Annotated in this window: 22 protein-coding genes; 14 read left to right on the top strand and 8 right to left on the bottom strand. The window is 71.8% G+C overall.

Features of this window, described 5'->3' with window-relative positions; translation table 11 throughout:
* The first annotated feature begins 8 nt into the window (after nt 1-8).
* The 9 genes from H9658_RS15425 (at nt 9) to H9658_RS15385 (ending at nt 7420) form a co-directional block, all read left to right on the top strand.
* Nucleotides 9-296, top strand: a complete 288-nt coding sequence (locus tag H9658_RS15425; protein WP_191826015.1) for a hypothetical protein — start codon at nt 9-11, stop codon at nt 294-296.
* Nucleotides 293-1267 carry an LpxL/LpxP family acyltransferase gene (locus H9658_RS15420; RefSeq protein ID WP_179569842.1) on the top strand — a complete coding sequence of 325 codons (975 nt, stop codon included), beginning with the start codon at nt 293-295 and terminating at the stop codon, nt 1265-1267. The genes H9658_RS15425 and H9658_RS15420 overlap by 4 nt, the downstream gene beginning before the upstream one ends.
* The gene (locus tag H9658_RS15415; protein ID WP_304951835.1) at nt 1191-1838 is read left to right on the top strand and encodes a LolA-related protein; all 648 of its coding nucleotides are present in this window, start codon (nt 1191-1193) and stop codon (nt 1836-1838) included. The genes H9658_RS15420 and H9658_RS15415 overlap by 77 nt, the downstream gene beginning before the upstream one ends.
* Nucleotides 1839-1932: 94 nt before the next feature.
* The gene (locus H9658_RS15410; RefSeq protein ID WP_406848135.1) at nt 1933-4275 is read left to right on the top strand and encodes an MMPL family transporter; all 2343 of its coding nucleotides are present in this window, start codon (nt 1933-1935) and stop codon (nt 4273-4275) included.
* Nucleotides 4276-4285: 10 nt separating this feature from the next.
* Nucleotides 4286-4729: a phosphotransferase gene (locus H9658_RS15405; RefSeq protein ID WP_179569836.1), complete on the top strand. Its 444-nt coding sequence runs from the start codon at nt 4286-4288 to the stop codon at nt 4727-4729.
* 38 nt (nt 4730-4767) lie between these two features.
* The gene (locus tag H9658_RS15400) at nt 4768-5337 is read left to right on the top strand and encodes a hypothetical protein (RefSeq protein ID WP_191826013.1); all 570 of its coding nucleotides are present in this window, start codon (nt 4768-4770) and stop codon (nt 5335-5337) included.
* A gap of 141 nt (nt 5338-5478) precedes the next feature.
* Nucleotides 5479-6216 carry a 3-oxoacyl-ACP reductase FabG gene (gene fabG, locus H9658_RS15395; RefSeq protein WP_191826012.1) on the top strand — a complete coding sequence of 246 codons (738 nt, stop codon included), beginning with the start codon at nt 5479-5481 and terminating at the stop codon, nt 6214-6216.
* 115 nt (nt 6217-6331) lie between these two features.
* Nucleotides 6332-6487 (top strand): hypothetical protein, encoded by a 156-nt coding sequence (locus H9658_RS15390; RefSeq protein ID WP_179569830.1) that lies wholly within the window; start codon nt 6332-6334, stop codon nt 6485-6487.
* Nucleotides 6488-6502: 15 nt separating this feature from the next.
* Nucleotides 6503-7420 (top strand): hypothetical protein, encoded by a 918-nt coding sequence (locus H9658_RS15385; RefSeq protein WP_191826011.1) that lies wholly within the window; start codon nt 6503-6505, stop codon nt 7418-7420.
* Nucleotides 7421-7484: 64 nt separating this feature from the next.
* On the opposite strand, the gene H9658_RS15380 is transcribed toward H9658_RS15385, so the two are convergent.
* Genes H9658_RS15380 through H9658_RS15360 form a run of 5 tightly spaced genes read right to left on the bottom strand, consistent with a single transcriptional unit; the run spans nt 7485 to nt 12288 of the window.
* The gene (locus H9658_RS15380) at nt 7485-7808 is read right to left on the bottom strand and encodes a hypothetical protein (RefSeq protein ID WP_191826010.1); all 324 of its coding nucleotides are present in this window, start codon (nt 7806-7808) and stop codon (nt 7485-7487) included.
* A 55-nt stretch (nt 7809-7863) separates the two neighbouring features.
* On the bottom strand, nt 7864-9489 hold the full coding sequence (locus H9658_RS15375; protein ID WP_191826009.1) for an NAD(P)/FAD-dependent oxidoreductase: 1626 nt from the start codon (nt 9487-9489) through the stop codon (nt 7864-7866).
* On the bottom strand, nt 9486-10307 hold the full coding sequence (locus tag H9658_RS15370) for a glycosyltransferase family 2 protein (protein ID WP_191826008.1): 822 nt from the start codon (nt 10305-10307) through the stop codon (nt 9486-9488). Before H9658_RS15370 ends, H9658_RS15375 begins: the two co-directional genes overlap by 4 nt.
* Complete coding sequence (locus H9658_RS15365; RefSeq protein ID WP_191826007.1) at nt 10304-11080, bottom strand: beta-ketoacyl synthase chain length factor; 777 nt, start codon at nt 11078-11080, stop codon at nt 10304-10306. The genes H9658_RS15370 and H9658_RS15365 overlap by 4 nt, the downstream gene beginning before the upstream one ends.
* An 8-nt stretch (nt 11081-11088) precedes the next feature.
* Nucleotides 11089-12288, bottom strand: coding sequence for a beta-ketoacyl-[acyl-carrier-protein] synthase family protein (locus H9658_RS15360; protein WP_191826136.1), 1200 nt, complete (start codon nt 12286-12288; stop codon nt 11089-11091).
* Between the two features lie 221 nt (nt 12289-12509).
* Between H9658_RS15360 and H9658_RS15355 the strand changes: the two genes are divergently transcribed.
* Nucleotides 12510-12770: a YcgL domain-containing protein gene (locus H9658_RS15355; protein ID WP_179569816.1), complete on the top strand. Its 261-nt coding sequence runs from the start codon at nt 12510-12512 to the stop codon at nt 12768-12770.
* Complete coding sequence (locus H9658_RS15350; protein WP_191826006.1) at nt 12763-16077, top strand: ankyrin repeat domain-containing protein; 3315 nt, start codon at nt 12763-12765, stop codon at nt 16075-16077. Before H9658_RS15355 ends, H9658_RS15350 begins: the two co-directional genes overlap by 8 nt.
* A 190-nt stretch (nt 16078-16267) precedes the next feature.
* Here H9658_RS15350 and H9658_RS15345 read toward each other — a convergent pair whose 3' ends face one another.
* Both H9658_RS15345 and H9658_RS15340 read right to left on the bottom strand, forming a co-directional pair.
* Nucleotides 16268-18166, bottom strand: a complete 1899-nt coding sequence (locus tag H9658_RS15345; RefSeq protein ID WP_191826005.1) for a S8 family peptidase — start codon at nt 18164-18166, stop codon at nt 16268-16270.
* 61 nt (nt 18167-18227) lie between these two features.
* Nucleotides 18228-20558 carry a YadA-like family protein gene (locus H9658_RS15340; protein ID WP_191826004.1) on the bottom strand — a complete coding sequence of 777 codons (2331 nt, stop codon included), beginning with the start codon at nt 20556-20558 and terminating at the stop codon, nt 18228-18230.
* Nucleotides 20559-20777: 219 nt separating this feature from the next.
* On the opposite strand from H9658_RS15340, the gene H9658_RS15335 reads away from it, so the two are divergent.
* Nucleotides 20778-22178, top strand: coding sequence for a sensor histidine kinase (locus H9658_RS15335; protein WP_191826003.1), 1401 nt, complete (start codon nt 20778-20780; stop codon nt 22176-22178).
* Here the strand turns inward: H9658_RS15335 and H9658_RS15330 are convergent.
* Complete coding sequence (locus H9658_RS15330; protein ID WP_191826002.1) at nt 22154-22861, bottom strand: response regulator transcription factor; 708 nt, start codon at nt 22859-22861, stop codon at nt 22154-22156. The two genes, H9658_RS15335 and H9658_RS15330, sit on opposite strands and share 25 nt — an antisense overlap.
* A gap of 175 nt (nt 22862-23036) precedes the next feature.
* Between H9658_RS15330 and H9658_RS15325 the strand changes: the two genes are divergently transcribed.
* Both H9658_RS15325 and zwf read left to right on the top strand, forming a co-directional pair.
* Nucleotides 23037-24827, top strand: a complete 1791-nt coding sequence (locus H9658_RS15325; RefSeq protein ID WP_191826001.1) for a glycoside hydrolase family 15 protein — start codon at nt 23037-23039, stop codon at nt 24825-24827.
* Nucleotides 24824-26677, top strand: a complete 1854-nt coding sequence (gene zwf / locus H9658_RS15320; RefSeq protein WP_191826000.1) for a glucose-6-phosphate dehydrogenase — start codon at nt 24824-24826, stop codon at nt 26675-26677. The genes H9658_RS15325 and zwf overlap by 4 nt, the downstream gene beginning before the upstream one ends.
* Nucleotides 26678-26821: the final 144 nt, after the last annotated feature.

Below are 26821 nucleotides of genomic sequence, written 5' to 3'. Positions count from 1 at the left end.
CCAGCCTTATGGATTTCGTCGTACCGCATGATCACCCCAGCCTGCCAGGGCATTTCCCGGGCCACCCGGTCGTGCCCGGCGTCGTCGTGCTGGACCACGTGCTGCAGGCCGTGGAGGCCGCGCACGGTGCGTGCGGGCCGCTGCGCCTGCCGCAGGTGAAGTTCCTGCAGCCGCTGCTGCCCGGGCAGCCGGCGCGGGTGGAACTGGACGGCGTCGCGCCGCGCTGGCGTTTCCGCGTGCGCCGCGGCGAGGACCTGCTGGTCAGCGGCGACCTGGTCGCCGAGGCGGCCCCGTGAGCGCCAGCTGGAAACACCGCCCCGAGGGCGGCGGCCGCTTCGCGCTGTGGCTGATCCGCAGCATCGCCCGCTACGGCGGCCGCGCGCTCGGGCGCCTGCTGCTGTATCCGATCACCCTGTATTTCCTGCTGGTGCGCGGCCCGGAGCGGCGCGACTCGCGCGACTACCTGGGCCGCGTGTTCGCTCGCCCGGCCACGCTGCTGGACGTCGCCCGGCACATCCACACCTTCGCCTCGACCATCCTGGACCGGGTGTTCATGCTGTGCGGGCAGATGCACCGCTTCCGGGTCGACATCCAGGGCCTGGAGCAACTGCATGCGCAGATGGACCGCGGCCGCGGCGTGCTGATCTTCGGCTCGCACCTGGGCAGCTTCGACGCGCTGCGGGTGCTGGCCACCGAGCGCCCGGACGTGCAGGTCAAGGTGGTGCTGGACAAGGCCCACAACCCGGCGATGACCGAACTGCTGGGCGCGCTGAACCCGCAGTTGGCGGCCAACATCATCGATGCCGGCATGGACAGCACCTCGATCGTCATGGCGATCAAGCAGGCCACCGACGAAGGCGCGCTGGTCGCGCTGCTGGTCGATCGGCCGCGCCCGGAAGACCCGGCGCTGCCGGCCGCGTTCATCGGCCAGGGCGCGATGTTCCCGACCTCGCCGTGGCTGATCGCCGCGGCGCTGAAGGTGCCGGTGGTGCTGGCGTTCGGCCTGTACCGCGGCGGCAACCGCTACCAGCTGGTGTTCGAGACCTTCAGCGAAGGCCTGGACCTGCCGCGCCGGCAGCGTGCGCCGGCATTGGCCGCGCTCATCCGCGATTACGCCGCCAGGCTGGAACATTACACGCGCTCCGCGCCGTACAACTGGTTCAACTTCTACGATTTCTGGAACAACCGCCATGCCGATGCGCCGCCTCTTGCCGTGGATGCTGATACTGCTGTGCAGCGCCGCACCGCTGTGCGCCGCGTCGCCTGAGCCGCTCGACCCCGGCTGGATCCTGCAGAAGCTGGCGCGGCCGGTCCCGGTCAGCACCGATTTCGTCGAACTGCGCGGCTCGGCGCTGCTGAAGGCGCCGTTGCGCGTGCAGGGCCAGTACCGGCGCCCGGACACCGACACGCTGGTGCGCGAGGTCACCGCGCCGTACCGCGAGACCACCACCCTGCGCGGCGGCGAAGCCACGCTGGAGCGGGCCGGCAAGGCGCCGCGGCGTTTCTCGCTGGCGCGGGTGCCGGAACTGGCGGGCCTGCAGAACGGCTTCGGCGCGCTGCTGTCCGGCGACCGTGCGCAGTTGCAGCAGCACTACACGCTGAGCAGCAGCGGCACGCGCGAACGCTGGCAACTGCAGCTGCAGCCCAAGGACCCGGCACTGGCCGCGCAGGTGCGCAGCCTGCGCCTGTACGGCCGCGGCGCCGAGCTGCGCTGCATCGAGACCACTCCGGCCAAGGGCGACGTGCAGCGCACATTGCTGGCCGGCGCCGCGCGCGACGCGGCCAGCCTGGCCGAGACCGAGGCGCTGACCGCGCTGTGCCACGGCGACGCGCGCTGATGTCCGCTTGCGATCGCGGCGGGCGGGCCGTGCTGCGCGTGGCCCCGGGTAAGAATGTGCTGGCGCTTGCGTGGTCGCAGCGATGAAACGTGGATTGAGCTCGACGGCGCGCATCTCGCTGGCGCTGCTGTGGCTGGCGCTGTTGACCATTGCCGGCGTATGGCTGGGCAACGTGCTGCAGGTATCGGGCGATCTGCGCAAATTCATGCCCGAAGCCCAGACCCCCGCGCAAAGATTGCTGCTCGACGAACTCGGCGAAGGCCCGGGCTCGCGGCTGCTGCTGATGTCGCTGTCCGGCGCCGATGCGCCGACCCTGGCGCGGCAATCGCAGGCGCTGCGCGCGCAGCTGGCCGCGCAGCGCGACACCTTCGAGCTGGTCGCCAATGGCGCCGATGCCGGCCTGGACGCGATCCCCGAGCGGCTGCTGGCCTACCGCTACCTGCTCAGCGACAGCTTCGACGCCCAGCCGCTGGATGCAGCGACGCTGGCCGATGCGCTGCAGGCGCGGCTGCAGGACCTGGGCTCGCCGGCCGCGGCGATGGTCGAGCCGCTGCTGCCGCGCGATCCGACCCTGGAAGTGCTGCACCTGGCCGAAAGCCTGCAGCCGGCCGGCGGCCCGCAGCAGCGCGACGGGGTCTGGTTCGACCGCGCCGGCAAGGACGCGCTGCTGGTCGCGCAGACCCGCGCCGCCGGGTTCGATCCGACCGGGCAGCAGCAGGCGGTGGACGCGATCCATGCCGCCTTCGCCAAGGCCAGCGCCGGCAGCGCCAGCCGCCTGACCCTGACCGGCCCCGGCGCGTTCTCGGTGGAGATCGGCGGGCGCACCCAGAACGAGGCGCAGTGGATCGGCATGCTGGATACGCTGGGCCTGATCGTGCTGCTGCTGGTCGCCTACCGCAGTTGGAAGATCCCGGTGCTCGGCGTGCTGCCGCTGGCCAGCGCCGGCCTGGCCGGGCTGGGTGCGGTGGCGCTGCTGTTCGACGGCGTGCACGGCATCACCGTGGCGTTCGGCTTCACCCTGATCGGCGTGGTCCAGGACTATCCGATCCACCTGTTCAGCCATCAGCGCCCGGGCCTGGATCCGCGCGCCAATGCGCGCCACCTGTGGCCGACGCTGGCCACCGGCGTGGTCTCCACCTGCATCGCCTACGTCACCTTCCTGTTCTCCGGGGTGGACGGCCTGCGCCAGCTGGCGGTGTTCACCATCGCCGGGTTGCTGGTGGCGGCGCTGACCACGCGCCTGTTGTTGCCGGCGCTGATCGACCCCTCGCCGCGCGACCACGCCGATTCGCCGGCGCTGGCGCGGCTGTGGCACGGCATCGCGCGGCTGCCGCGGCCGCGCTGGTCGCTGCTGCCGCTGGCGCTGGTCGCCGCGGCGGTGATCGCGTTCGCGCCGGGTCCGTTCTGGCAGAACGACCTGTCCAAGCTGACCCCGGTGCCGGCCGACGGCCTGGCCCGCGACGCGCATCTGCGCAAGGAACTGGGCGCGCCGGACGTGCGCTACGTGCTGGCGCTGCCGGCCGCCTCCGCCGACGCCGCGCTGGCCGCCTCCGAGCGACTGCGTCCGCGCCTGGATGCGCTGGTCGCGCGCGGCGAGCTGGCCGGCTACGACATGGCCGCGCGCTACCTGCCCAGCGCGGCGACCCAGCAGCGGCGCCAGGCGGCGTTGCCGGATGCGGCGCAGGCGCGCGCGCTGACCGCCGCCGCGGTGGCCGCCACGCCGTTCCGTGCCGACGCCTTCGCGCCGTTCCTGGCCGATCTGGAGCGCGCCCGCAGCGCGCCGCCGCTGACCGCGCGCGACCTGCATGGCACGCCGCTGGCAACCACGGTCGATGGCTTGTTGCTGGACCGCGCCGACCACGCCACCGCGCTGGTATCGCTGACCGGCCTGCGCGACCCGGCACTGCTGGCCGATGCGGTAAAGGGCAGTGGCGCGCAGCTGATGGACCTGAAGGAGGCCTCCGAATCGCTGGTCGCCGCCTACCGCGGCCGCGTGCTCGGCGCGCTCGGCATCGCCGCGCTGCTGCTGGCGCTGACCGTGGCGATCGCGCTGCGCACGCCGCGCCGGATCGTGCGCGTGCTGCTGCCGATGGCGCTGACCACGCTGCTGATCCTGGCGATCCTGCGCGGCTGCGGCGTCGAACTGAACCTGTTCCACCTGATCGCGCTGATCCTGGCCGCCGGCCTGGGCCTGGACTACGCGCTGTTCTTCGACCACGCCGGCGACGACCGCGCCGACCAGTTGCGCACGCTGCACGCGCTGATCGTGTGCAGCCTGATGACGCTGCTGGTGTTCGCGCTGCTGGCCGCCTCCAGCATCCCGGTGCTGCGCGCGATCGGCAGCACGGTGGCGCTGGGCGTGCTGTTCAACTTCGTGCTGGCGCTGCTGATCTCGCGCGAGACCGCCAGCGACGCGCCCGCAGCCACCGCGCATTAGGAGACGCTGCATGACCGAACTTCCGCACGGACGCGACGCGATCGCGGCGCTGGTGCCGCACCAGGGCCTGATGTGCCTGTGGGAAGAAGTGGTGGCCTGGGACGCGCAGCGCATCGTGCTGCGCAGCCAGGCGCACCGCGCCGCCGCGCATCCGCTGCGCAGCGGCGGCCGCCTGCGCGCGCTGCACCTGTGCGAATACGGCGCGCAGGCGATGGCGGTGCACGGCGGCCTGCTCGGCCGCGCCAGCGGCAAGCCGGTGCGCCCGGGTATGCTGGTCGCGCTGCGCGGCGTGCAACTGCACGTGGCCGATCTGCATGAGCTGCCGGAGGCGATCGAGTGCGAGGCCGAAGTGCTGCTGCAGGCCGAGGACAGCCAGCAATACGGCTTCCGCATCGTGCATGGCGCGCAACTGCTGGCCGAAGGGCGCGCCACGGTGATGCTGGGCGCGGCGTAGCGGCGCCCGGTACCGATCATGCATGCGGAAGCCCCCCGATGAAGGCGCTGAGAGCACCGAAACCGGGCGATCTTTTCTATATCCCCGCCGTCGATGCCGCCGATGCGCCCGGCTTCGTGATCGCGCGCTACATCGAGCTCATACCGCCTGCGCTCGGTCATCTGGTCGAGGTGTTCGCCGATTTCCATACGCAGATCCCGGCATCCATCGCCCAGGTGGACAGGTCGCGCCGCCTGTTCCGGCCGATCTTCTGCAGCCTGCGGTTTTCGGCGATTCCGCGCTGGAAGATCCTCTTCAGCGATCCCGGCTATGCAAAAGCCGACTCCCGTTACGATGCGATCCAGTTCGCCTTCGAGACGGACCTGTGGATCGGAGGGACCAGCCATCCGGCGACGGCGGAGCGGCTTGCCGGCATCGAACCGTCCATCTGCTGGCGGATGGATCATCTGATGATCCGCGTCATTGCGCACTTGCGCGGGGCCATCGCCGAGAACGCATGCATGGAGCACTTCGCCCTGCCGGAAGACCTGCGTGTGGATAGCGAGGTCGCGCTCGAACGGGTAAGGAAGGCCGCGCACAACATGCAGACGCTGCTCGGCAGCAAATAATCGATCGCCCGATCCTGGCGCCACAAGATGCATCCGCCGCACCGTGGAGGCGCGCCCGGCGGGTGCCGGCCACTGACCCTGCACATCGCCGTGTTCTACGATGAAGGGTCCCGCAGCCAACGCAACACGGAGAATGTGCGCATGACCGATCCTTCGACGAAACGCCGCGCCCTGGTCACCGGCGGCAGTGGCGACCTTGGCGGTGCGATCTGCCGGCGCCTGGCCACGGACGGGCTGCATGTGATCGTGCACGCCAACGGCAACGTGGCGCGCGCCGCTGCCATGGTGCAGGACATCGCCGCGGCCGGCGGCAGCGCCGAGGCGGTGGCGTTCGACGTGGCCGATGCCGATGCCAGCGCCGCGGCGCTGGCGGTGCTGCTGGAGGCCGGTCCGATCCAGGTGGTGGTCAACAACGCCGGCATCCACGACGACGCGCCGATGGCCGGGATGAGCGCGGCGCAATGGCACCGGGTCATCGACGTGTCGCTGCACGGTTTCTTCAATGTGACCCAGCCGCTGCTGCTGCCGATGGCGCGCACGCGCTGGGGGCGCATCGTCAGCGTGTCGTCGGTGGCGGCGGTGCTCGGCAATCGCGGGCAGACCAACTACGCCGCGGCCAAGGCCGCGCTGCACGGCGCCAGCAAGTCGCTGGCGCGGGAGATGGCCAGCCGCGGGATCAGCGTCAACGTGGTCGCGCCCGGGGTGATCGAAGGCGCGATGGCCGGCGAGGCGTTCGCGCCGGAGGCGATCAAGCACCTGGTGCCGGCCGGCCGCCCCGGCAAGGCGGATGAGGTGGCCGCGCTGGTGGGCTTCCTGTGCTCGGACGCGGCCGGCTACATCAACGGGCAGGTGATCGGCATCAATGGCGGCATGGGCTGAGGCCCGCGGCGCGGCACTTGGAATGCGAGCGGGCCGGGCCTATAGTCGGGGCATGTCCGCTGTTCCTGCCATCAAGAAGCGCCCTAGCCGGGTCCCGGGCGGGACGGTTGCGACCGTGTCCGAACTCAAGAACCGGACCTATGCCGTGTTCACCGGGTCCGGCGTGCGCGTTGACCTGCAAGCGTTCTTCAACAGCGAGTCCGGACGCCAGGCGGTGAGCAAGCTGGCGCGTACGGTCAGGGGCCACGTCGAGGCGAAGCGCTCCAAATAGCCGCAGGGGCAAGGAATGCCTTTCAACCAATTGCTGTTGCCGCTGATCGGCGGCTACCTGTTCGTCAACTTCACCTTCATCACCTCCTACTGGGCGTCGCGCCAGGGCAAGGAGCAACTGCTGTTGGCCTCGGCGTTGGTCGGCATCGTCGCGCTGGCGGTCGCGCGGGTGCTGGCGGTGCTGTTGATGGCCACCGCCTGGGGTCAGGAGGCCTGGCGGCTGCTGCACCTGGTCGCGCCATATCCGGGCATCGGCACCGCCTTGCTCGCCTTCCTCGTCTGCCTGGCGCTGCGGGTGTGGATCAACTGGTTCTGGCCGCGCGACGAAGCGGCGCTGTGGCTGTATGGCACCGGCACCTACAACAGCCTGGAGCGGTTGTTCTTCCTCAGTGTGCTGCGTGTGGAGCAGGTCCGGACCCGCGGCTTCGTCGCCGAACTGGCGATCCGCATGCTGTGGCATCCACCGCTGCGTCTGGGCCGCTGGCTGTCGCGCCTGCTGCCGCCGCGCTCGGCTTCGGAACAGGCTGCGCTGGATGCGCAGGTGCATCCGGCCGATCGCCTGGACGCACTGGAGACTAGCGACGGCCTGCTCGCGCCGGTGCCGGTGCTACTGTCGCTGAAGGACCGCAAGGTCTATGCCGGCTGGCTGGAATGGATCCCGCCGTTGCGCGCGGACGCCTCGCCGTACCTGCGCTTGGTCCCGGTGTGGAGCGGCTACCGCGACGCGCAGACATTGCGCGTGGTGGTGACCGAAAACTACTCCGAGGACATCTTCTCCGGTTCCGAACTGCCGGCGGCGAAGGTGATCTCCACCGGCGACATCGCCAACGCCAGCCTGTTCGATCCGGATGTGTTCGATCGCTTCGGCGGCGAGGCAGCGCCGCCGGAACCGGACGACGGGCAAGCGGACGACGGAGCGCAGGCATCCCCGTGAATCCAGGCGGCGCTGCGTGGCGCAGCGTCCGTGGAAGGTGCGGGACGGGCTTGGCGCGCGTGCGTCAGCCCGGCTGCGCGTCGATCTCGATCACCGCATCCTGGGTCCGCGCTCCGCTGACCGCGCGGCAATGCACCGCCACGTCCTCGCCGCCGGCACGCAGGTGCCCTTCGACGAACAGCATGTTGCTGCGGTCATGGTAAGACCCGGACCACTGGAAGGTGCTGACACCCTGAAGCATGTAGCGATAGCGCGCTTCAGCTTCGCACCATGGCATCAGGTCGCTGGCCTGGTGGAGGATCCGGTCGCTGCGGTCCAGCTGCTGGGTCTGCGCGGAGGCGTGCGCCGCCAGCGTCCCCAGGATCAGGATGCAGATGTTTGCCTTCATGCGTGACTCCCGCGGAACCGCTTCAAGAACGTGCTGCAGCGTGCGTCGCCGGCGCTCACGCGGCGCGCGCGTACCAGGTGTCGGCCAGCGAGCTCTCGCCTTCCAGCATGTCGGCGAGCAGCGCGTCCAGGCCGTGGTCGTCGATCTGCGGATGCTGCGCACGCGCCTGGCTCAGCACTTCGCGCGCCAGCCAGCCCATCCGCGCGACGTTGCCGCGCAGGCGCGCCAGGAACGCCGCGTCGTCCAGCTCCTCGCGCAGTGCCGCGTTGAGCTGGTGGAACCAGCCGATCAGGTACTGGTCGAGCAGCCGGCCATCGGCGTCCGGCCGGCCTTGCGCGTCGTTGTGCCGGCCCCAGTCGCGCAACAGCGCCTGCATGCCCAGGTTGAGCGCGCGCGCGCGGGTGAACTCCGGCCGCAGCCGGCCCAGCATGGGCAGATCGGCGATGCGTTCGGAGAAGTACAGCGGCGCCAGCAGCGCCCAGTAGTAGGTGTAGTCCCAGATCACCTTGACCGGCATCACCTGCGCGTCGCCGAACAGCGGGTACTGGTCCTGGTACAGGGTCAGGGTGTTCTCGTAGAACGAGAAATACAGCTGCTGGTACAACTCGGCGTAGGGCGCGATGTTGCGGCCGGCGCGATCGAGTCCGATCAGTTCGCAGATGTAGGTGTTGGAGATGGCGATGAAGTCGCTGCCCGGCGAATAGAACGGATCCAGGAACACGCCGGCTTCGCCGGTCAGCGCCCAGCGCTGCGCCGAGAACACCTGCTTGCAGCCATAGGAGAACTTGCGCAGGAACAGGAAGTCCTGCAGCGCGTGCTGGCTCTGATCGAGCGTGCGCGCGACCTGCGGCTGGTGCGTGCGCAGCCAGGCCATCGCTTTTTCGTGCGTGTTCATCGTCTCCAGCGGGTGCATCTGCGCATCGCAGACGATGCCCAGCGAATGCGCGCCGGACGACAGCGGGATCAGCCAGAACCAGTAGCCCGGGCCGCACATGTGGTTGGTCGAGCGCCAGCGGTCCGGCGGCGTGCAGCGCTGCAGCCAGGCGCTGTCCTGCGACCAGGCATTGGGATCCACCAGCCCGTCCACCCGCCACCACACCGCGTTGGCGTTGTGCGCGTTGTCCTGGGCCAGGCCGAGCTTGCGCTTGAGCAGGCCGGCGCGGCCGCTGGCATCCACCACCCAGCGCGCGCGCAGCGTCGCCGCGGCGCCGTCGCGCTCGTAGCGCACCTGGTGGTCGGCGTCGTCGTCGGCCAGGTCGATGCCGCGCACCGTGCAGCCATCGATGAACTCGATGCCCAGCGCGCGTGCGCGTTCGCCGAGGAAATTCTCGAAGCGGCCGCGGTCGATCTGCCACGACGGCGTCGGCAGCAGCTGGCTCACGCCCAGCTCGGTGCAGCGGTCGATGTCCTCGCGCCCGTCGGAGAAGAAGAAGCGGAAGCCGAACTTGCGGATCTGTTCGCTCTCCAGATGCTCGTGCAGGCCGAGCACGTTGGCGAAGTAGTGCGCGCCGATCTCCACCGAGGATTCGCCGACCTTGAACGCGGCCTCGCGCACCGGATGCGCGCGCCGTTCCAGCACGCTGATGCGCAGCTGCGGATCGCGCTGGCGCAACTGCAGGGCCAGGGTCAGCCCGGCCAGGCCGCCGCCGGTGATGACCACATCCGCATGCTGTTGGTTCATGGCGTTTCTTCCTTGTCGAAAGGGGTGGGCACCGCGGGAAATTCGCCAGCGGCGTCGTCGATCAGCACCGGATTGGCGCGCACGCGACGGTATTCGCGCACGACATGGCCGTATTGCCACACCTGCACGACCACGTGCGAGGTGATCTTCCACAGATCGCGCACCAGGCGGAAATGGCTCTTGCGGAACTGCCCGGGGGTCTGGTCGGCGTAGCGCGTCTCGATCGGCACCGCGACCACGCGCGCGCCGGCCTGGCGCGCGGCGGAGATCAGCAGTTGCGCCTCGAACACGAAGCCCTCGCCGGGCACGTTCGGCAGGGTGTACACCGCCTGCGGATACAGGCGCTGCCCGCTCTGGCTGTCGACCAGGCGGAAGCCGCAGCCCCAGGCGATGCCCCAGTCGCCGAAGTCGTTGCCGATGCGGCGGATGGTCGGCTGGCTGGCGCGCTTGCGCAGGCGCGCGCCGACGATCACGCAGCCAGGATGGCGATTGGCTGCGGCCAGCAGGCGCGGGAAATCGGCGGCGCTGTGCTGGCCGTCGCCGTCCATGGTCATCACCGCGCGCGCGCCCTGACGCTGCGCTTCGGCGAAGCCGCTGCGCAGCGCGGCGCCCTTGCCGCGCCGCTGCGGATGGCGGATCAGGGTCACCGGCAGGTCGGCGATGCAGTCGCTGGTGCCGTCGTCGGAGCCGTCGTCGACCACGATCACCCGCGGGCAGTGCGCCAGCGCATCGCCGACCACGTCGCGGATGCGCAGCGCTTCGTTCAGCGCCGGAATCAGGATCGCGGCATCGGCGGCGATCAGCGCGATCCGGCTCACGCCTGCAGCTCCACGTGCAGGCAGCGGCCGCCGCCTGCATCGAGCGTGCAACTGGCGGCGCCGGCGGCCAGTGCGTCGAACAGCACCAGCATCGGCGCCATCGCGTTGCCCGCGGCATGCCGCGCCAGTGCGCCGTCGCCGGCGCTGGCGTCGCCATCGGCCAGGCGTACGCGCAGGCGCGGCTTGCCGGGCAGCGCCGCGGCGCCGAGCACCAGCGCGCCGCCGAGCAGGCCGTCGCTGTGCGAGACGCGGCCGAGCGGACCGGTCGAGCGGCTGTCGTAGCCGGCCAGCAGCACCGCTGCCTCGCCGGCGGCCAGTTGCGACAGCGCTTCCAGCAGGCCCTGCGCGAAGCTGGCGCTGTGCGCGCTGATCGCGGTCGCCGCGGCGGTGGCGCCGGCGCCGATGGTCCAGTAGCCGGCGGCGGCGTTGTGCACCGAGTTGTGGAACTTGGTCGGCGAGATCGCCAGCGGATCGCTGGCCAGCGTGGTGCACATGTAGTCGGTGATCGCCAGGTCGCCGTGGGTGGAGGTGAACACCGACGGCAGCGCGGCCGGATCGCGGCCGGCGTCCTGGCACGCGGCCAGCGCCACTTCCAGCGATACCGCCACCGTGTCCGGCGCGCGGCGCCGCTCGTTGGGCGCCAGCAGTTGCGAGGCCGGTCGCGCCGGCGTCTCCATGATGCCGCCGCTGCCGGCGGCGAACGCGCGCGCGGCCGCCCAGCTGGGCAGGCCCGCGGTCCAGAAACCGATGCCTTCGAGGGTCGCGGTCAACATCGGCGTGCTCATGCGCGGCCGAACAGCAGCGAGCAGTTGTTGCCGCCGAAGCCGAAGGAATTGTTCATCGCGTAATGGACCTGTGCGTGGGCATTGGCGAAGCGGATCTGCGGGCCGCACTCGGGATCGGGCTGTTCGCTGTTGAGGGTGCCGGGGAGCAGGCCGTCGCGCAGCGCGAGCAGCGCGAACACCGACTCGACGATGCCCGCCGCGCCCAGCGTATGCCCGGTCCAGGCCTTGGTCGAACTGGCATGCAGGGTGGCCGGGAACAGCGCGGCGACCGCGGCGGCCTCGACGCTGTCGTTGGCCGGGGTGGCAGTGCCGTGCAGGTTCAGGTAGCCGATCTCGGCAGCGTCCACGCCCGCGCGCTGCAGCGCGCCGCCCATCGCCAGGCGCGCGCCCAGGCCCTGCGGGTGCGGCGCGGACATATGGTGCGCGTCGCTGGATTCGCCATAGCCGCACAGCAGCGCCAGCGCCGGCGGCGCGGCGGCGGCATCGGTGCGCTCCAGCAGCGCGTAGCCGCCGGCTTCGCCCAGCGACAGCCCGATCCGGCGCACGTCGAACGGCCGGCACAGCTCCGGCGACACCAATTGCAGCGCATTGAAGCCGAACAGCACGCTGCCGCACAGCGTGTCCACCCCGCCGACCAGGGCCGCATCCACCACCCCGGCGGCGATCAGCCGCGCCGCCTGCGCGAACACCTTGGCGCTGGACGAACACGCGGTGGCCACGGTGATGCACGGGCCGCGCAGGCCGGTGGCGGCGCGCACGAAATCGCCCAGCGAATGCGGCGTGTGCACGATCGGCCGCTCCAGGTCGGCGGGAAAGCGCGCGCCCTCGGCGTCGTGGTCGAGCCGGGTATAGGCCTCTTCGCTGGCGCCGATGCTGGAAGTGGAGGTGCCCATCACCACCGCCACGCGCTCGGCGCCATGGCGCTGCGCGGCGGCGGCGACCGCCTCACGCAGGCCGTCCTGCTGCAGCGCCAGCCAGGCCAGGCGGTTGTTGCGGCATTCCCATGCGGCCAGCGCAGGCGGCAGTGGCAAGGTCTCCAGCGCGTCCACGCGGCCGATCCAGCAGGGCAACGGCTGCGCGCCGAAATCGTTGCGGCGCAGGCCGCTGCGGCTGTCGCGCAAGGCCGTGGCCTGGGCCTGCAATCCGCTGCCGAGCGCGGTGGTCGCGGTGTACGCACGAATTGCGACGGGTGCCATGCGGGGCGACGGGGACGCTTCGGTCACGCGATATTCCGTAAAGAATGGATCAGGGGAGTATATCGACGCGGTCCGCGAAGCCGTGAAGCGCGCGCGCCCACGCTGAACGTGAACGGGCACGGCGCATGCGTTTATAAATGCAGCGCGGCGCGCGCGCTTTCGCCGCTGGCGCATTTCCTCCACAATCGCTTGCCTTTCCACGCCAGGCGCACGCCACGGGCATGCAAGCCTACGTCTACAAAAGCCAACGCAAGCCGGACACCTATCTCTACCTCGCCAAGCGCGACGACTTCGGCTGTCTGCCGCCGCCGCTGCTGGCGTCGTTGCAGCCGCTGGTGTTCGTGCTGGACGTGGCGTTGACCGCCGAGCGCACCCTGGCCCGGACCGACCCCGCGGCGGTACGCGCGAACCTGGCCGGCTGCGGCTTCCATCTGCAATTGCCGCCGCTGCCCGACGGCCGGACCGATCGACACGATGACTGAATCCCCCTTCCGCGCGCGCGCTCCCTGGATCGCCGCCGCGCTGGGCGCGCTGCTGGCGCTGGTCGCCGGGTTTGGCCCGCTGGCCGCGGCGCTGGGCGCGTGGCTGGCGCAGCCGGCGTTCGCGCTGGCGCTGTCCTGGTCCCGCGGCAGCCGGCCGCGGCCGGCCAGCGTGCCGGCGCTGGGCCGCGAACTGCTGCCGCTGCTGGCGCTGTGGGCCGGTGGGTTGGGCCTGGTCGCGCTGCTGGTGGCCTGGCCGCTGGCGGCGCTGCGCGACAGCGGCAGCCTGGCCGCCGCCCTGGCACTGAGCGTGGCCGCCAGCGCGGCGCTGCTCGGGCTGTGGCGCACCTGGCCGCTGTGGCACGGCAGCGAGTGCGAGGGCGGCGCGCTGGGCGCGCGCTGGCATGCGCTGGCGCAGCAGGACGTGCAGGCCTGGCGCGGCCTGGCGGTGGCGGCGCTGGTGCTGCTGCTGGCCGGGGTCGGCGTGCTGCTGGCCTGGCCCGGATTGCTGGCCGCCGCGGCGCGCTGGCCGCTGGCGCTGGCCTATGCGCTGCTGTCGCCGCTGCTGCATGCCCTGCTGCAGCGCGTGGCGCCGCCGCAGGCGCTGCCGGTGCGGGCGACCTCGGCGGACCTGTTCGCCGAACTGAGCGCCAAGGCCGCGCCGCGCGAGGACGAAGCGGCGCCGGCGGCGGACGAACTGCATGCGGCGCTGTACGACGCCGCGCGCGGCGGCCGCGTGGACCGCGCGCTGCAGCTGCTGCAATCCGGCGCCGACCCGCACGCGCTGCCGGCGCCGGACTGGCGCGACCAGCGCAGCCTGCCGGTGCTGGCCGCGGTGTTGCCGGACCTGCGCCTGCTGCGCGAGCTGATCGTGCGCGGGGTGGACGTCAACCAGCCGCACCTTGGCATGACCCCGCTGCTGGCGGCGACCCGCGACAGCTGGCACGGCCGCCCCGAGGCGGTGATGACCCTGCTCGCCAACGGCGCCGATCCGCGCGCCAGCGACAGCGACGGCAACACGCCGCTGCACCACGCCGCGCGCAGTTCCGATCCGGGCGTGGCGGCCCTGCTGCGCGATGCCGCGGCCGAGCTGGACGCGCTGAACCGCGACGGCCTGACCCCGCTGGCGGTGGCCTGCCACGTCGGCAACTGGCGCATGGGCAAGTTCCTGCTCGAGCGCGGCGCCAAGCCCGAGCCGGCCGACGGCAGCCCGGTGCTGCTGGCCGCGGCCGGCACCGAGGAAGACGATCCGGCCGGCGTGCAGATGCTGCTCAAGCACAAGGCGCGGGTCGATGCGCGCGACCGCCAGCGCCGCAGCGCCCTGCACGAGGCGGCGCAGGCCGGGCATGTGGAGATCGTCGATGCGCTGCTCGGCGCCGGCGCCAACCTGGAAGCGCGCGACGCGCTGGGCCGCACGCCGTGGCTGGAAGCGGCGCGGCATGGCCGCGTCGCGGTGCTCGAACACCTGCTGCCGCACAAGCCGGACCTGGTCGCGGTCGATGGCGACGGCCGCAACGCCGTGCTGCTGGCCTGCACCGCCGACCAGGTCTCGCCGGGCCTGATCCGGCGCCTGCTGGAACTGGGCATCGCGGCCGCGCAGCCGGACCAGAGCGGCCGCCGCGCGGTCGATCTGGCCGCCGAGGCCGGGCGCTGGGCGATCGTGTCCGCGCTGGACCCGGACTACCCGCTGCCGGCCGCGGTCAGCGACGGCCAGGGCGAGGTCGGCAGCGCCAGCCTGCCCGACCGGCCGCCGCTGGAACTGCTGCGCGAAGGCCTGCAACTGGGCCAGCGCGACGGCCTGGCGGCGCTGGCGCGGCTGTGCGCGGCCGAGGAACTGGGCGCGCTGCTGCACGATCCGCACCTGGCGCTGAACCCGCAGGCGGTGGAGTGGCTGCTGGCGCATGGCGCCGCGCCGGAAGTGCTCGACGCCTGCGGCGACACGCCGATGTTCGCGCTGCTCTCGCGCGGCGTGGAAGCGGTGCCCAGTCTGCAGGCGATGCTGCGCCAGGGCGTGTCGCCGGCCGGCCGCGGCGGCCTGACCCGTCTGCTGGCCGCCTGCGCCCAGCACGACCATGCCTCGCGCGCGCTGGAGCAGTTCGCGCTGGAATTGCTCGAACGCGGCGCCGACCCGTTCGCGCCGTCGCCGGCCGGCGATCCGCCGCTGTCGCTGGCGGTGCGCCTGGGCTGGCTGCGCCTGCAGCTGCAATTGCTGGAACGCGGCGCCGACCGCGAGGCGCGCGACAGCCACGGCATGACCGCGCTGCACCTGGCTGCGGCGCTGGGCCGCGAGGCCTCGCTGAAGCTGCTGATCCAGCAGGGCGCCTCGCCGGAGGCGCGCGCCGCCGACGGCCAGACCCCGCTGGGCGTGGCCCTGGCCAGCGGCCGCCGCGACCTGGCCGACTGGCTGGACTGGCGGATCTGGCCGTTGCCGCGGCGCCCGCTGCGCGAGGCCGACCTGCCGGCCGCGGCGATGGTCGGCGACGCCGACGCGATCCGCCGCCTGATCGACCTGGGCCTGCCGGTGGACGCGATCGACGCGCAGGGCTGCACCGCGTTGCTGCGCGCCGCCGGTGGCGGCCATGCCGCGGCGGTGGACCTGTTGCTGGCGCGCGGCGCCAACCTGCAGCACGCCGCCGGCAGCGGCGCCACGCCGTTGTCGGCGGCGGTGAGCATGCGCCAGACCGAGATCGTCGCCGCGCTGCTGGCCGCCGGCGCGCAGATCGAACACCGCCTGCCCGGCGGCGTCACCGTGCTGATGCTGGCCTGCGCGCTGGGCCTGCCGGACATCGCCGCGCGCCTGCTGGCCGCCGGTGCCGACGTGCACGCCGGCGACGCGCAACAGCTGGCGCCGCTGCACTGCGCCGCGCTGTACGGTTTCACCGCGCGCGACAAGTCGCGCCTGCTGGCGCTGCTGGACACCTTGCTGCTGGCCGGCGCCGAAGCCGACCGCAGCGCCGCCGGCGGGGTGACCCCGCTGTTGCTGCTGCTCGGCGCGCGCGCCGAACCCGGCACCGCCTGCGAAGAGCCGGTGGTGCTGGCCGGGGTGGAGCGCCTGCTCGACGAAGAGGTGAGCCTGGACGTGCAGGATCCGCGCGGGTTCGGCCCGCTGCACCTGGCCGCGTTGCACGGCCTGCCGCTGCTGGTGCAGCGCCTGCTGCGCGCCGGCGCCGACCCGGACCTGCGCGACACCTTGAACCGCCCGCCGCGCGAGATCGCGGTGATGCGCGGCTTCGTCGACGTCGCCGGCCAGTTCCAGCCGGCGCTGCCGGGGGTGTCGTCGATGGCCCGGTTCCTGCGCGAAGGCCGCTAGTCGCGCGTCATCCCGCGCATCGTGCCGCGTGCGCGAACCGTGGGCGCGCCGGTCGCGCGGCGCCGCTTTTCCGCCGCGGCGCCAAAAAAAAGCCCGCCGGATGGCGGGCCAATCGATCCTGCGGCACCTGCGCGGGAGGCAATCCTCCCGCGCCCACCGGCGCGGCGGCGAACGGCGCCGCCGCATCTGCTTACTGCCGCACCACCAGGGTCAGGCCGCTGTAGCTGCCGGACAGGCGCAGGTAGTACGTACCTGCGCTGGACGGCGTGACGCGGATCGTCTGGGTGGTGCCGGTTCGCACCGAGCGTGCGTCGTAGCTGCTGGTGGTCGGCACCTTGCCGGCCGCGGCGTAGAGCGCGACGTTGCCGGTGCCGCCGAAGGTCATGAAGCTCACGGCCTTGCCGGCTTCGGCCTGGAAGCTGTACAGCGCGTCGCCGCCCTGGCTGCCGAGGTTGCGCAGTTCGACCTTGTTGGTCAGCGTCTTGGTCGGCGGCACGCAGCTGCTGTCCGACGGGGCGCACGGCGGTGTCGTCGCCATCTGCAACAGCATGTCGAGGTCGAGGATGCCGGCGCCGATCGGCGTGGTGGTCGGGATCGCGACCGGGAACGGGCGCGCGCTGGCGCGCAGCAGGTCGCGCATGCCGCTCCAGGTGAACGGAGTGCTCACCACGCTCTGCACCATCGCCACCGCCGCAGCCACGTGCGGCGAGGCCATCGAGGTGCCGGCCATGCCGCCGATCTGCCAATCGCCGGTCGGGCTTTGCGTGCCGGCATTGACCACCTGGAAGATGTAGCCGTTCGGGTTGCCGTCGACGCCGCCGCCGCCGCCCGGCGCGGCGACATCCACGCGCGTGCCGTAGTTGGAATAGCTGGCGCGGCCGCCATTGACGCGCGTGGCGCCGACGCTGATCACGCCGTTGCAGGAGGACATGGTGTAGGTGCCGGCGTCGGCGTTGGAGTTGCCTGCGGCCACGACGATGATGCTGCCGGCGGCGTTGATCTTGTCGATCGCGTCCTGGTACAGCTGCGGGCAGGTGTCGGGACCGCCGCTGCCGAGGCTCATGTTGAGCACCTCGGCCGGATTCGGATTGGCCGGCAGGCCGTCCACCGGCAAGCCGGCCGCCCACAGCATGCCGTCGGCGATGTCGCTGCCGAAGCCGCCGCACGAGCCGAGCACGCGCACCGGCAGGATCTTGGCGTCGTGGGCCAGGCCGGCGGTGGCCAGGCCGTTGTTGGTGACCTGGGCGATGGTGCCGGAGACATGGCTGCCGTGCCAGGAGCTGCCCTGCTGCTGGTTGCCGGGCGAACCCAGCGCGGCGCAGTAGTCGGCCTCCACCCAGTCGCCCAGGTCGTAGCCGCCGGGCACGCGGCCATCGCTGTCGCGGCGCGAGACGCGATGGTCGGTGATCATGTCGTAGCCGGGCAGCACGTTCGCGGCCAGGTCCGGGTTGTCCTTGACCACGCCGGTATCGATCACCGCCACCACCACGCCCTGGCCGGTGGAGCGGGTCCAGGCCTGCTCGGCATTCACCCCGCCGACCGGATCGTGGAAGTTCCACTGCAGCTGGGCGTAGGCCGGATCGTTGGGAGCCGCCGCCGCCGCCGCCGCCGCCGTGGCCGACGCGGCCTTGGGCAGCGCCACGCGCTGCTCGTCCAGCCGTTGGTAGAGGCGGTCGACCTGGACCGACAGCACCGCCGGATCGGCCTGCAGTTCTTTCACGAACGCGGCGCTTTCGCTGGCGTTGAGGCGGCGCGAGGTCTGCACCACGTGCCAGCCCGGCACCGCCATCTCGCGCAGCACCTTGGCGCTGACCGCGCCCTGCGCCGGGGCGCCGGCGCTGGCGGCCTTGGCCCGTTGCAGGCCGGTGCGGCTGACCGCGGTCGACAGCGTGCCGTCGAGCAGGCGCCGCGCCGTCGTGCCGGCATCGCGGGTCTTGACGATGAAACGCTGGCCCACCTGCGGCGGTTGTGCGGACTGCGTGGCCGGTTCGGTCAGTCCGCCCTTGCCGATGGCGGGCGCGGCGGCCTGGGCGCCGCTGGCGGCGAGGGCGAGGGCGAGGGCCGCGCTGAGTTGGCTCTTGGAGATCATCTGAAGGTCCTGTGGCAACGAGAGGAAAGAGAGGACGGCGCGTGGCCGGGACGCATGGACCTCACAGGTCCACGCCCACGCCGATGCCGGCGGAGGATTCGCCGCCGCTGAACGAGCCGCCCAGGCTGAACGAGGCGCGTGCGCCGAGCTTCTTGGCGTAACCGATCGACAGCGCCTGCTCGCCGCCCTGGAAGCCGGCGCCGAGCGACACGCGCCCGCGCGGGCTCTGCGTGCCGGCGGCGTTGATCGCCATGTTGAGCATCGCCGCGCTCATCGCGCCCAGCCGGTCCATGCGCCGGTCCATGCCGTCCAGGCGGTGCTCGGTGTCGGTCCGCAGTTGGTTGAAACTGTCGTCGAGCGCGGTGACGCGGGTGTTGGTGTAGGCATTGGCGCTGCTCAGCGTGGCGCTGTCGCCGGACCGCATCTGCGCCACGTTGGCCGCATCGGTGCCGGCGCTGCCGGCGGCGACGTTGGCGATCTGGCGCTCGTTGCCGCTGCTGCCGACCGAGACCGTATTGGCGCGGTCGGCGAGCGAACCCTGGCCCAGCGCGACGGAATTGGCGGCGGTGGCCGAGGCGCCCTGGCCGAGCGCGGTGGCGGACGCGGCGGAGGCGCTGGCGCTCTCGCCGACCGCCACCGCATTGGTCGCGACCGCGGCGACGCGGGCATTGGCGCCGACCGCGGTGCTGCCGTCGGCATTGACCTTGGCGTTGGCGCCGATCGCGGTGTCGTTGGGGCCGTAGGCCAGCGATGCGGCGCCCAGCGCCAGACCGTTGTCGCCATTGGCGGTGGCGCCGGAGCCCACCGCGACCGCGTTGGTGCCGGTGCCGGTGCTCGGGGGCGCCGCGTCGCCGCCGCCGATGCTGACCCCTTGGCCGCCGCCGGAATTGGCGATGGCGTTGATGCGTGTGTCGAAGCCGGTCAGCGCCGTGTCGAACGCGCCCAGTGCCGAGCCGAGGTCGCTATAGCGCGTGCCCTGGACCAGATAGCTGCCGCCGATCAGATTGCCGTTGGCATCCACCGTGCTGCCGGCACCGAACGCGCTGGCCACGCCGCGCAGCTGCGCCAGGTTGACCGCATCGGTATCGGCGGTGCCGGCAGCCAGGTTGGTGAGCTGGCGCTCGGCGCCGGCGTGGCCGATGGACACGGTGTTGTCGCGCTCGGCGACCGAACCGGCGCCCAGCGCCACGCTGCTGTTGGTGATGATCTGCACATCGTCGACGAAGGTGGAGTTGCCCACCCGCGCGCCGGCGCCGATCGCGACCGCCTGGTCACCGTAGGCGTCCGCGCCGGTGCCCACCGCGATGCTGTCGTGGAAGATGATCGGGGTGTCGCCCCAGAAATTGCCGTTCCACACCATCGCCTGGCCGATCGCGATGCTGCGGGTGCCGCCGGCCCAGGCGCCGCTGCCGACGGCGGTGGCGCCCTGCTGCAGCGCCAGCGCGGCCTGCCCGAGCGCGGTGGTGTCGTCCATCGCGGCCAAGGCGCTTCCGCCCAGCGCCAGGCTGCTCTGGCCCAGCGCCCTGGAAGCGACGCCGATCGCCACGGCGAATTCGCCGGACGCCTCGCTGCGTCCGCCCACGGCCACCGCGCCGTACTGGTTGGCGATCGACTGCGTGCCGATCGCCACGGTGCGTTCGGAACTGGCCTCGGCCAGCGCGCCGACCGCGGTGGAGCTGTAGGCGGTGGCAAGCGCACCGCCGCCAACAGCGGTGGACAGCGGGCCGGTGGCCTGGGTGGCCTGCAGGTAGACCCCGTCCAGGCCGAAGCCGGGATACAACTCGTTGCCCAGATCGACGATGCCGCCGATGGCGACGCTGGAGCGGTCGCTGGCGATCGCGCCGGCGCCCGTGGCCACGTTGTACTCGCCGCCGGCCTGCGCGCCGGCGCCCAGCGCGGTCGCGGCCAGGCCGGAGGCGGAGGTCTGCTGCCAGATCACCTGGCCGTTCTGCTTGTACGAGTAGTCCAGGTCGAGCACGCCGCCGATCGCGGTGGTGGAGACCTCGGTGGCCAGGCTGTTATGCCCCACCGCCAGCGCCTGGTTGGCGTAGCTGACCGCGCCGGCGCCGAGCGCGACGGTGCCGGTGCCGACCGCGGAGGCGGCTTCGCCCGCCGCCAGCGCCTCTTCGCCGTCGGCATAGGCGCCGGCGTTGCTGCTGTCGCTGCCGGTGGCCTGCAGATAGAAACTGGCGTCGGCGCTCGCGTCCGCCGGTGCCGCGTTGGTGTCGGTGGCCGTCGCATCGGTCGCGGCCTGTGCCAGCGCCGGCGGCGCCAGGCACAGCGCGCACGCCAGGGCCAGCACGTTGCGGGTGCGAATGGTGGAAGCGCCGAGCGCGGCGCTGAGGGTCGGACGAGGGGCGGCGGTGCCGTGGATGGACATGCATGCGTTCATGGCGATCTCTGGTGTGCGTGGCGACAGGGCAGGACGCGACGTCAACGGCGCGCGGGCGCCGCTTCGGTCCGAGTGGTCTTGGGAAGCGCGCCGTGATTCCCCCTGTGCGCGCTCCGTACAGCGAACTTATGCGCGGCGTCATTTGCTTGTCACCCGCAAGTTCTCGCACGATCATCACCGGGTTCTCACCGCGTCGAGTGGGATGGGGAGCGCATTCGGATGGTGAGGGCGTTGTTGAACTGGTTCGACCGGGTGCCGGTCGTGGACGAGGTGGACCGGCGCAACGTGCGCGTGATCCAGCTGTTGCTGCTGTTCCTGGCGATCACCATTCCGGCCACGTTCGCGGTCGCGCTGCCCCTCGCCTGGCCGCAGCTGCGTGGACGCGGGGTGCCGCCCGGCCTGGTGGTGTCGCTGTCGATGAGTCTGCTGATCGCGGTGTGCGCCGCGATCGGCTTCGTGCGCGTGCGCCGCGGCGCGCTGCGCGGTGGCGTCGGCTTGCTGTTGGCCGCGATGCTGGCGTCGCTGCTGGTCAATGCCGCGGTCAACGGCCTGCAGCGTCAGTTGCCGGATCAGTTGGCGCAGATGCTGGTGCTGATCCTGGCCGGGCTGGTGCTCGGGCGCCGCGCGCTGTGGATCACCTTCGGCGCACTGCTGCTGATGCTGGGCCTGGGCGTGGGCCACGATGCGCTGCTGGAGTTCGCCGACGAGCCGGGGCGCGCGTTCTACAACCTGCCGTCGGTGCTGTTCAGCTACCTGCTGGTGACGCTGCTGCTGGATCGCACCACCGAAGCGCTACGCGAGAGCCTGCGCGAATCCAATGCGCGCGGCCATCGCCTGCAGCAGGAAATGCTGGCGCGCGAACGCGCGCAGGCGCAGCTGATCCATGCGCAGAAGCGCGAGATCGTCGAGCGCATGGCCGGCGGCCTGGCGCACGATTTCAACAACGTGCTGGCGGTGATCGTCGGCTTCTCCGCCACGCGCCACGACGACGATGCCGGCAGCGACGGCGAGCGCATCGCGCTGCTGGAAGACAGCCTGGCGTCGGTGGAGGAATCGGCGCGGCGCGGCATGGCGGTCATCCGCCGGCTGCTGCGCTTCAGCCGCCGCGATGGCGAACAGGCCGAGGACTTCGACGCCGCGGCCGCCATCGATGCGTTGCAGCCGATGCTGCGGCAACTGCTGGAAGCGCGCATCGTGCTGCGCTGCGTCTTGCCGGCGACGCCGGCGCCGATCCACCTGGATCGCAGCCAGTTCGAATTGATGCTGCTCAACCTGGCCAGCAACAGCCGCGACGCCATCGCCGACCGCGGCCATCTCGACATCGCCGTGCGCAGCGAAGCGGCGTGGACGATCATCGAGGTCGCCGACGACGGCCAGGGCATGCCGGTGGACGTGGTGGCGCGCGTGTTCGAGCCGTTCTACAGCACCAAGCCCGCCGACAGCGGTACCGGGCTCGGCCTGGCGGTGGTGCACGATCTGGTGGTGCGCAGCGGCGGCCGCATCCAGGTGCACAGCGAACTGGGCGTGGGCACCCGCTTCCGCATCGCCTTGCCGCAGGCAGCCGCGGCGGCCGGCACTGCGCGCGTGGCCGCCGCTCAGCCGGCCGGATCGAAGATGTAGCCCTTGCCGTGCACCGCCGCCAGCGGCAGGGCGGTGCCGCAACGGCGCTGCGCCTTGCTGCGCAGGCGGTGCACCATCGAGTCGAGGCGGTGCGCGTCGAAGTCGTACACGCGGTCGGTCAGCGCCGCGATCAACGCTTCGCGCGCGACCAGCAGGCCGGGCTGCTCGAGCAGGCGCTGGCACAGGCGGCGCTCGCTTGCGGTCAGCGCCGCCGCCGCGCCGGACGGGGCCAGCAGGCACCAGCCGTCCTCGCTGAGCTGCCAGCGGCCACGCGCCGGTTCCATCGGGGCGCCGCCCAGGCGCCGGGTCAGGCTGTGCAAGGTCGCCGCCAGCAGGTCGATCTCCACCGGCTTGGCCAGATAGGCATCGGCACCGCCGGTGAGTCCGCGCACGCGGTCTTCGGTCTGGCCCAGGCTGGTCAACATGACGATGCCGATGGCCGGGTACTGCTGGCGCAGTTCGCGCGCCACGGTGAAGCCGTCGGTGTCGGGCAGGCCGACGTCGAGCACCACGATGTCGGCGGGGGCGGTCAGCAGCCGCGCCTGCAGCTCGGCGCCGCTGCCGCAGCCCTGGGTGTCGAAGCCGAAACGGCGCAGGCCCGGGATCAGGATGCGCTCGCGCAGCATCGGATCGTCCTCCAGGACCAGAACGCGCAGGGCGGCGGCAGCGATAGTGGCATTCATGCGCCGGCGCAGTGTAGCGGCAGCCGCCCGATTGCGTCTGCCCATGGAGCGCGCCGTCGATCCCCGGGCAGACCCACTCGGGGATTAACGGGACGCTGTGGCCGGCCGGCGGCCCTTACGCAAAGCAAACGTCGGCGCTGGCAGACTCGCGCTTTCCTGGCGAACGGCGGACATGATGGCAGCACGAATCGAGGACTACGCCATGCTCGGCAATTGCCGTAGCGCGGCGTTGGTGGACAAGCACGGCTCGATCGACTGGCTCTGTCTGCCTCGCTTCGATTCCGACGCGCTGTTCGCCGCGCTATTGGGCACGCCGGAGCACGGCCGCTGGTCGATCGCGCCGGTCGGCGACTTCCGCAGCACGCGCCATTACCGCGACGGCAGCCTGGTGCTGGAAACCGAGTTCGAGACCGATGAAGGCGCCGTGGCGGTGCTGGACTTCATGGTCGCCAGCCACAACGACGACGTGCACAACCACGTGGTGCGCATCGTGCGCGGCTTGCGCGGGCGCGTGCCGTTGCGCATGCAGCTGCAGCTGCGTTTCAACTACGGCCGCACCATCCCCTGGGTGTCGCAGATCGACGGCGGCCTGCAGGCGATCGCCGGGCCGGACCAGATCGCGCTGCGCAGCCCGCAGCCGATGCATGGCCACGGCTTCGCCACCGAAGCGGACTTCGCGCTGGAGGCGGGCGACAGCACCTGGTTCGTGCTCAGCCATGGCGCCTCGCACCTGGAGCTGCCGCCGCCGCTGGCGCCGGAACAGGCGCTGGCGCAGACCGAAGCGTTCTGGCATGGCTGGTCGCACCGCTGCGTGCATGCAGGTCCGTGGACCGAGGCGGTGCGGCGCTCGCTGGTGGTGCTGAAGGGCCTGAGCTACCTGCCCACCGGCGCGATCGTCGCCTCGCCCACCACCTCGCTGCCGGAACGGCTCGGCGGCGAGCGCAACTGGGACTACCGCTTCTGCTGGCTGCGCGATGCGGTGTTCACCCTGACCGCGCTGCACGCCGCCGGCTACTCCGACGAAGCGTCCGCGTTCCACGGCTGGCTGCAGCGCACCGTGGCCGGCTCGCCGGATCAGTTGCAGGCGCTGTACGGCATCGGTGGCGAACGGCGCATGCCCGAATGGGAAGTGGACTGGCTGCCCGGCTACGAAGGCGCGCTGCCGGTGCGCGTGGGCAATGCCGCCGCCGGCCAGTTCCAGCTGGACGTGTACGGCGAGGTGATCGCCGCCTTCCATCGCGGCCACCACGAAGGCATGGCCACCGCGGCGCATGGACGCTCGCTGGCGCGGCAGCTGCTCGAGGAGTTGGAGCAGCGCTGGCGCGAGCCGGACGAAGGCATCTGGGAGATTCGCGACCAGCGCCGCCATTTCGTGCATTCCAAGGTGATGGCGTGGCTGGCATTCGACTGCGGCGCGCGCGACGGGGTCACCGACGCCGACGCCGCGCAACGCGCGCATTGGCGCGCGCTGGCCGACGAAGTGCATGCGCAGGTGCTGGAGCAGGGCGTGCACCGCGACGGCTATTTCGTGCAGAGCTACGGCAGCGATCGGCTGGACGCGGCGACGCTGCTGATCCCGCTGGTCGGCTTCCTGCCGGCGGACGATCCGCGCGTGGCCGCCACCGCCGATGCGATCGCGCAGCGGCTGAGCATCGACGGCCTGGTCGAGCGCTACCGCGCCGACGACGACAGCGGCGACGGCCTGCCGGCCGGCGAGGGCACCTTCATCGCCTGCAGCTTCTGGCTGGTGGAGAACTACGCGCTGCTCGGGCGCATGGCGCAGGCGCGCACGCTGTTCGAACGCCTGCTCGGCCTGTGCAACGACGTCGGCCTGCTGGCCGAAGAATACGATCCGCGCAGCGGCCGCATGCTCGGCAACTTTCCGCAGGGTTACTCGCACGTGGCGCTGGTCCACGCCGCGTTGCGCCTGCATGGCTTAATCGGCGAACAGGAAACCCATCCATGAGCGAAGCGACGCAAACCACTCCTCCGTGCCTGATCGTGGTGTTCGGCGCGCGCGGCGACCTGACCCGGCGCCTGGTGCTGCCGGCGCTGTACAACCTGCGCCGCAGCGGCGCATTGCCCGAACAGTTCGCGGTGATCGGCGTGGACCACGGCGATATCAGCGAAACCAGCTGGCGGCGCCTGCTCGGCACCGCGCTGCACGGGCTGATGGCCGACCGCGACGCCGAGTTCAAGGCCGATGGCCTGGACGAGGAGGTGTGGAACTGGCTGCGCACGCGCCTGCACTACCTGCGCGGCGATTTCGCCGATGCGGCGACCTATCGCGCGCTGGGCGAGGTGATCGCCAAGTACGACGCGCAGTACCAGACCGGCGGCAACGTGCTGTTCTACCTGGCCACCGCGGCGCGTTTCTTCGCCCCGGCGATCGAGCAGCTGGGCGCGGCGGGGTTGGTCAAGCAGCCCGCTGGCGGCGGCTGGCGCCGGGTGATCGTGGAGAAGCCGTTCGGCCACGACCTGCGCAGCGCCAAGGAGCTCAACGCCATCGTCGGCCGCGTGCTCGACGAGGATCAGGTGTTCCGCATCGATCATTTCCTGGGCAAGGAGACGGTGCAGAACATCCTCGCCTTCCGCTTCGCCAATGGCCTGTTCGAGCCGGTGTGGAACCGCGACCGCATCGACCACGTGCAGATCACCGCCGCCGAGACCATCGGCGTGGAAGGGCGCGGCGGTTTCTACGATCCCACCGGTTGCTTGCGCGACATGGTGCCCAATCATTTGTTCCAGCTGCTGGCGATGATCGCGATGGAACCGCCGGCGGCGTTCACCCCCGCGTCGATGCTGCGCCGGCGCGCCGAGGTGATCGAGGCGGTGCGGCCGCTGGCCCCGGGCGACGTGGTGCGCGGCCAGTACGCGGCCGGCGCGATCGGGCGCAACGCGGTGCCCGGTTACCGCGAGGAAGACACGGTGCCGGCCGATTCCAACACCGAGACCTACGTGGCGATGAAGCTGCAGGTCGACACCTGGCGCTGGGCCGGCGTGCCGTTCTACCTGCGGACCGGTAAGCGCCTGCGCGAACGCACCACCGAGATTGCGATCCGCTTCAAGCCAGCGCCGCTGGCGCCGCTGCGCAGCGCCGAGATCGGCGGCTATGGTCCCGACTGGCTGGTGCTGCACATCCAGCCCGACGAGGGCATCTCGCTGCAGTTCGACGTCAAGCGTCCGGGCGCGCGGGTCAGCCTGGCGCCGGTGCGCATGGACTTCCGCTACCGCGACTGGTTCCCGAAGGAATACACGGTCGGCTACGAACGCCTGCTGCAGGACTGCATGAACGGCGAGGCCGGCCTGTTCCAGGACGCGACGATGGTCGAGGCGGCCTGGCGCATCGTGCAGCCGATCCTCGATGCCTGGCAGGCCTCGGCCGACGAAGTGGCGCAATACCCGGCCGGCAGCGCCGGCCCGGCCGCGGCCGATGCGTTGCTCGCGCTCAACGGCGGCCACAGCTGGCGCACCCTGACCGCCGGCCGCCGGCCGCCGCCGCGGCGCCCGGCGGAAGGCGGCGCCGACGCCAGGCCCGCAGCGCCGCCGAAGCGTGCTTCGGCTTCTGCCAAGCCCGCCGTTTCGAAAGCCAAGGCGGCCGGCGCCGGCAAGCCCAGCAAGGCTGCGGCGGCGAGGACTGCTTCGGCCAAGAAAGCGGACGCCTCGCCGAAGGCGACGGAGGGCAGGAGGACAGCGGACGGCAAGAAGACGGCCGCGTCAAAGAAGGCAGTCAAATCCTCTGCCGGAAAAGCGAGCAAGCGCGTGGCGAAGAAGTCGCCCGCAGCTGCGGCCAAACGACCGGCGGCGAAGCGCTGACCCCGCAATGCGGGTAGCCCGTGTGGGAGCGACGTCAGGTGGCCTTGTGCCGCCGTCGAGACGAGGCCTGGCTGCAGCCGGGAATGAAGTCCCTCCCACAGTGCACCCGGCGCACCAGCCGCAAGTGCTGCAGCAGCGCGCCCG

The organism is Xanthomonas bonasiae, assembly GCF_014836395.1.
GTDB lineage: Bacteria > Pseudomonadota > Gammaproteobacteria > Xanthomonadales > Xanthomonadaceae > Xanthomonas_A > Xanthomonas_A bonasiae.
This window is presented reverse-complemented; position numbering and strand designations above follow the sequence as displayed.

What these genes read in the sequence shown, in the direction of transcription:
- H9658_RS15365 (WP_191826007.1), bottom strand. Translation starts at nt 11,080, where the DNA reads ATGTTGACCGCGACCCTCGAAGGCATCGGTTTCTGGACCGCGGGCCTG.
- H9658_RS15330 (WP_191826002.1), bottom strand. Translation starts at nt 22,861, where the DNA reads ATGAATGCCACTATCGCTGCCGCCGCCCTGCGCGTTCTGGTCCTGGAG.
- H9658_RS15360 (WP_191826136.1), bottom strand. Translation starts at nt 12,288, where the DNA reads ATGGCACCCGTCGCAATTCGTGCGTACACCGCGACCACCGCGCTCGGC.
- H9658_RS15425 (WP_191826015.1), top strand. Translation starts at nt 9, where the DNA reads ATGGATTTCGTCGTACCGCATGATCACCCCAGCCTGCCAGGGCATTTC.
- fabG (WP_191826012.1), top strand. Translation starts at nt 5,479, where the DNA reads ATGACCGATCCTTCGACGAAACGCCGCGCCCTGGTCACCGGCGGCAGT.
- H9658_RS15385 (WP_191826011.1), top strand. Translation starts at nt 6,503, where the DNA reads ATGCCTTTCAACCAATTGCTGTTGCCGCTGATCGGCGGCTACCTGTTC.
- H9658_RS15340 (WP_191826004.1), bottom strand. Translation starts at nt 20,558, where the DNA reads ATGAACGCATGCATGTCCATCCACGGCACCGCCGCCCCTCGTCCGACC.
- H9658_RS15400 (WP_191826013.1), top strand. Translation starts at nt 4,768, where the DNA reads ATGAAGGCGCTGAGAGCACCGAAACCGGGCGATCTTTTCTATATCCCC.
- H9658_RS15345 (WP_191826005.1), bottom strand. Translation starts at nt 18,166, where the DNA reads ATGATCTCCAAGAGCCAACTCAGCGCGGCCCTCGCCCTCGCCCTCGCC.
- H9658_RS15350 (WP_191826006.1), top strand. Translation starts at nt 12,763, where the DNA reads ATGACTGAATCCCCCTTCCGCGCGCGCGCTCCCTGGATCGCCGCCGCG.
- H9658_RS15335 (WP_191826003.1), top strand. Translation starts at nt 20,778, where the DNA reads ATGGTGAGGGCGTTGTTGAACTGGTTCGACCGGGTGCCGGTCGTGGAC.
- H9658_RS15405 (WP_179569836.1), top strand. Translation starts at nt 4,286, where the DNA reads ATGACCGAACTTCCGCACGGACGCGACGCGATCGCGGCGCTGGTGCCG.
- H9658_RS15375 (WP_191826009.1), bottom strand. Translation starts at nt 9,489, where the DNA reads ATGAACCAACAGCATGCGGATGTGGTCATCACCGGCGGCGGCCTGGCC.
- H9658_RS15380 (WP_191826010.1), bottom strand. Translation starts at nt 7,808, where the DNA reads ATGAAGGCAAACATCTGCATCCTGATCCTGGGGACGCTGGCGGCGCAC.
- H9658_RS15355 (WP_179569816.1), top strand. Translation starts at nt 12,510, where the DNA reads ATGCAAGCCTACGTCTACAAAAGCCAACGCAAGCCGGACACCTATCTC.
- zwf (WP_191826000.1), top strand. Translation starts at nt 24,824, where the DNA reads ATGAGCGAAGCGACGCAAACCACTCCTCCGTGCCTGATCGTGGTGTTC.
- H9658_RS15325 (WP_191826001.1), top strand. Translation starts at nt 23,037, where the DNA reads ATGGCAGCACGAATCGAGGACTACGCCATGCTCGGCAATTGCCGTAGC.
- H9658_RS15415 (WP_304951835.1), top strand. Translation starts at nt 1,191, where the DNA reads ATGCCGATGCGCCGCCTCTTGCCGTGGATGCTGATACTGCTGTGCAGC.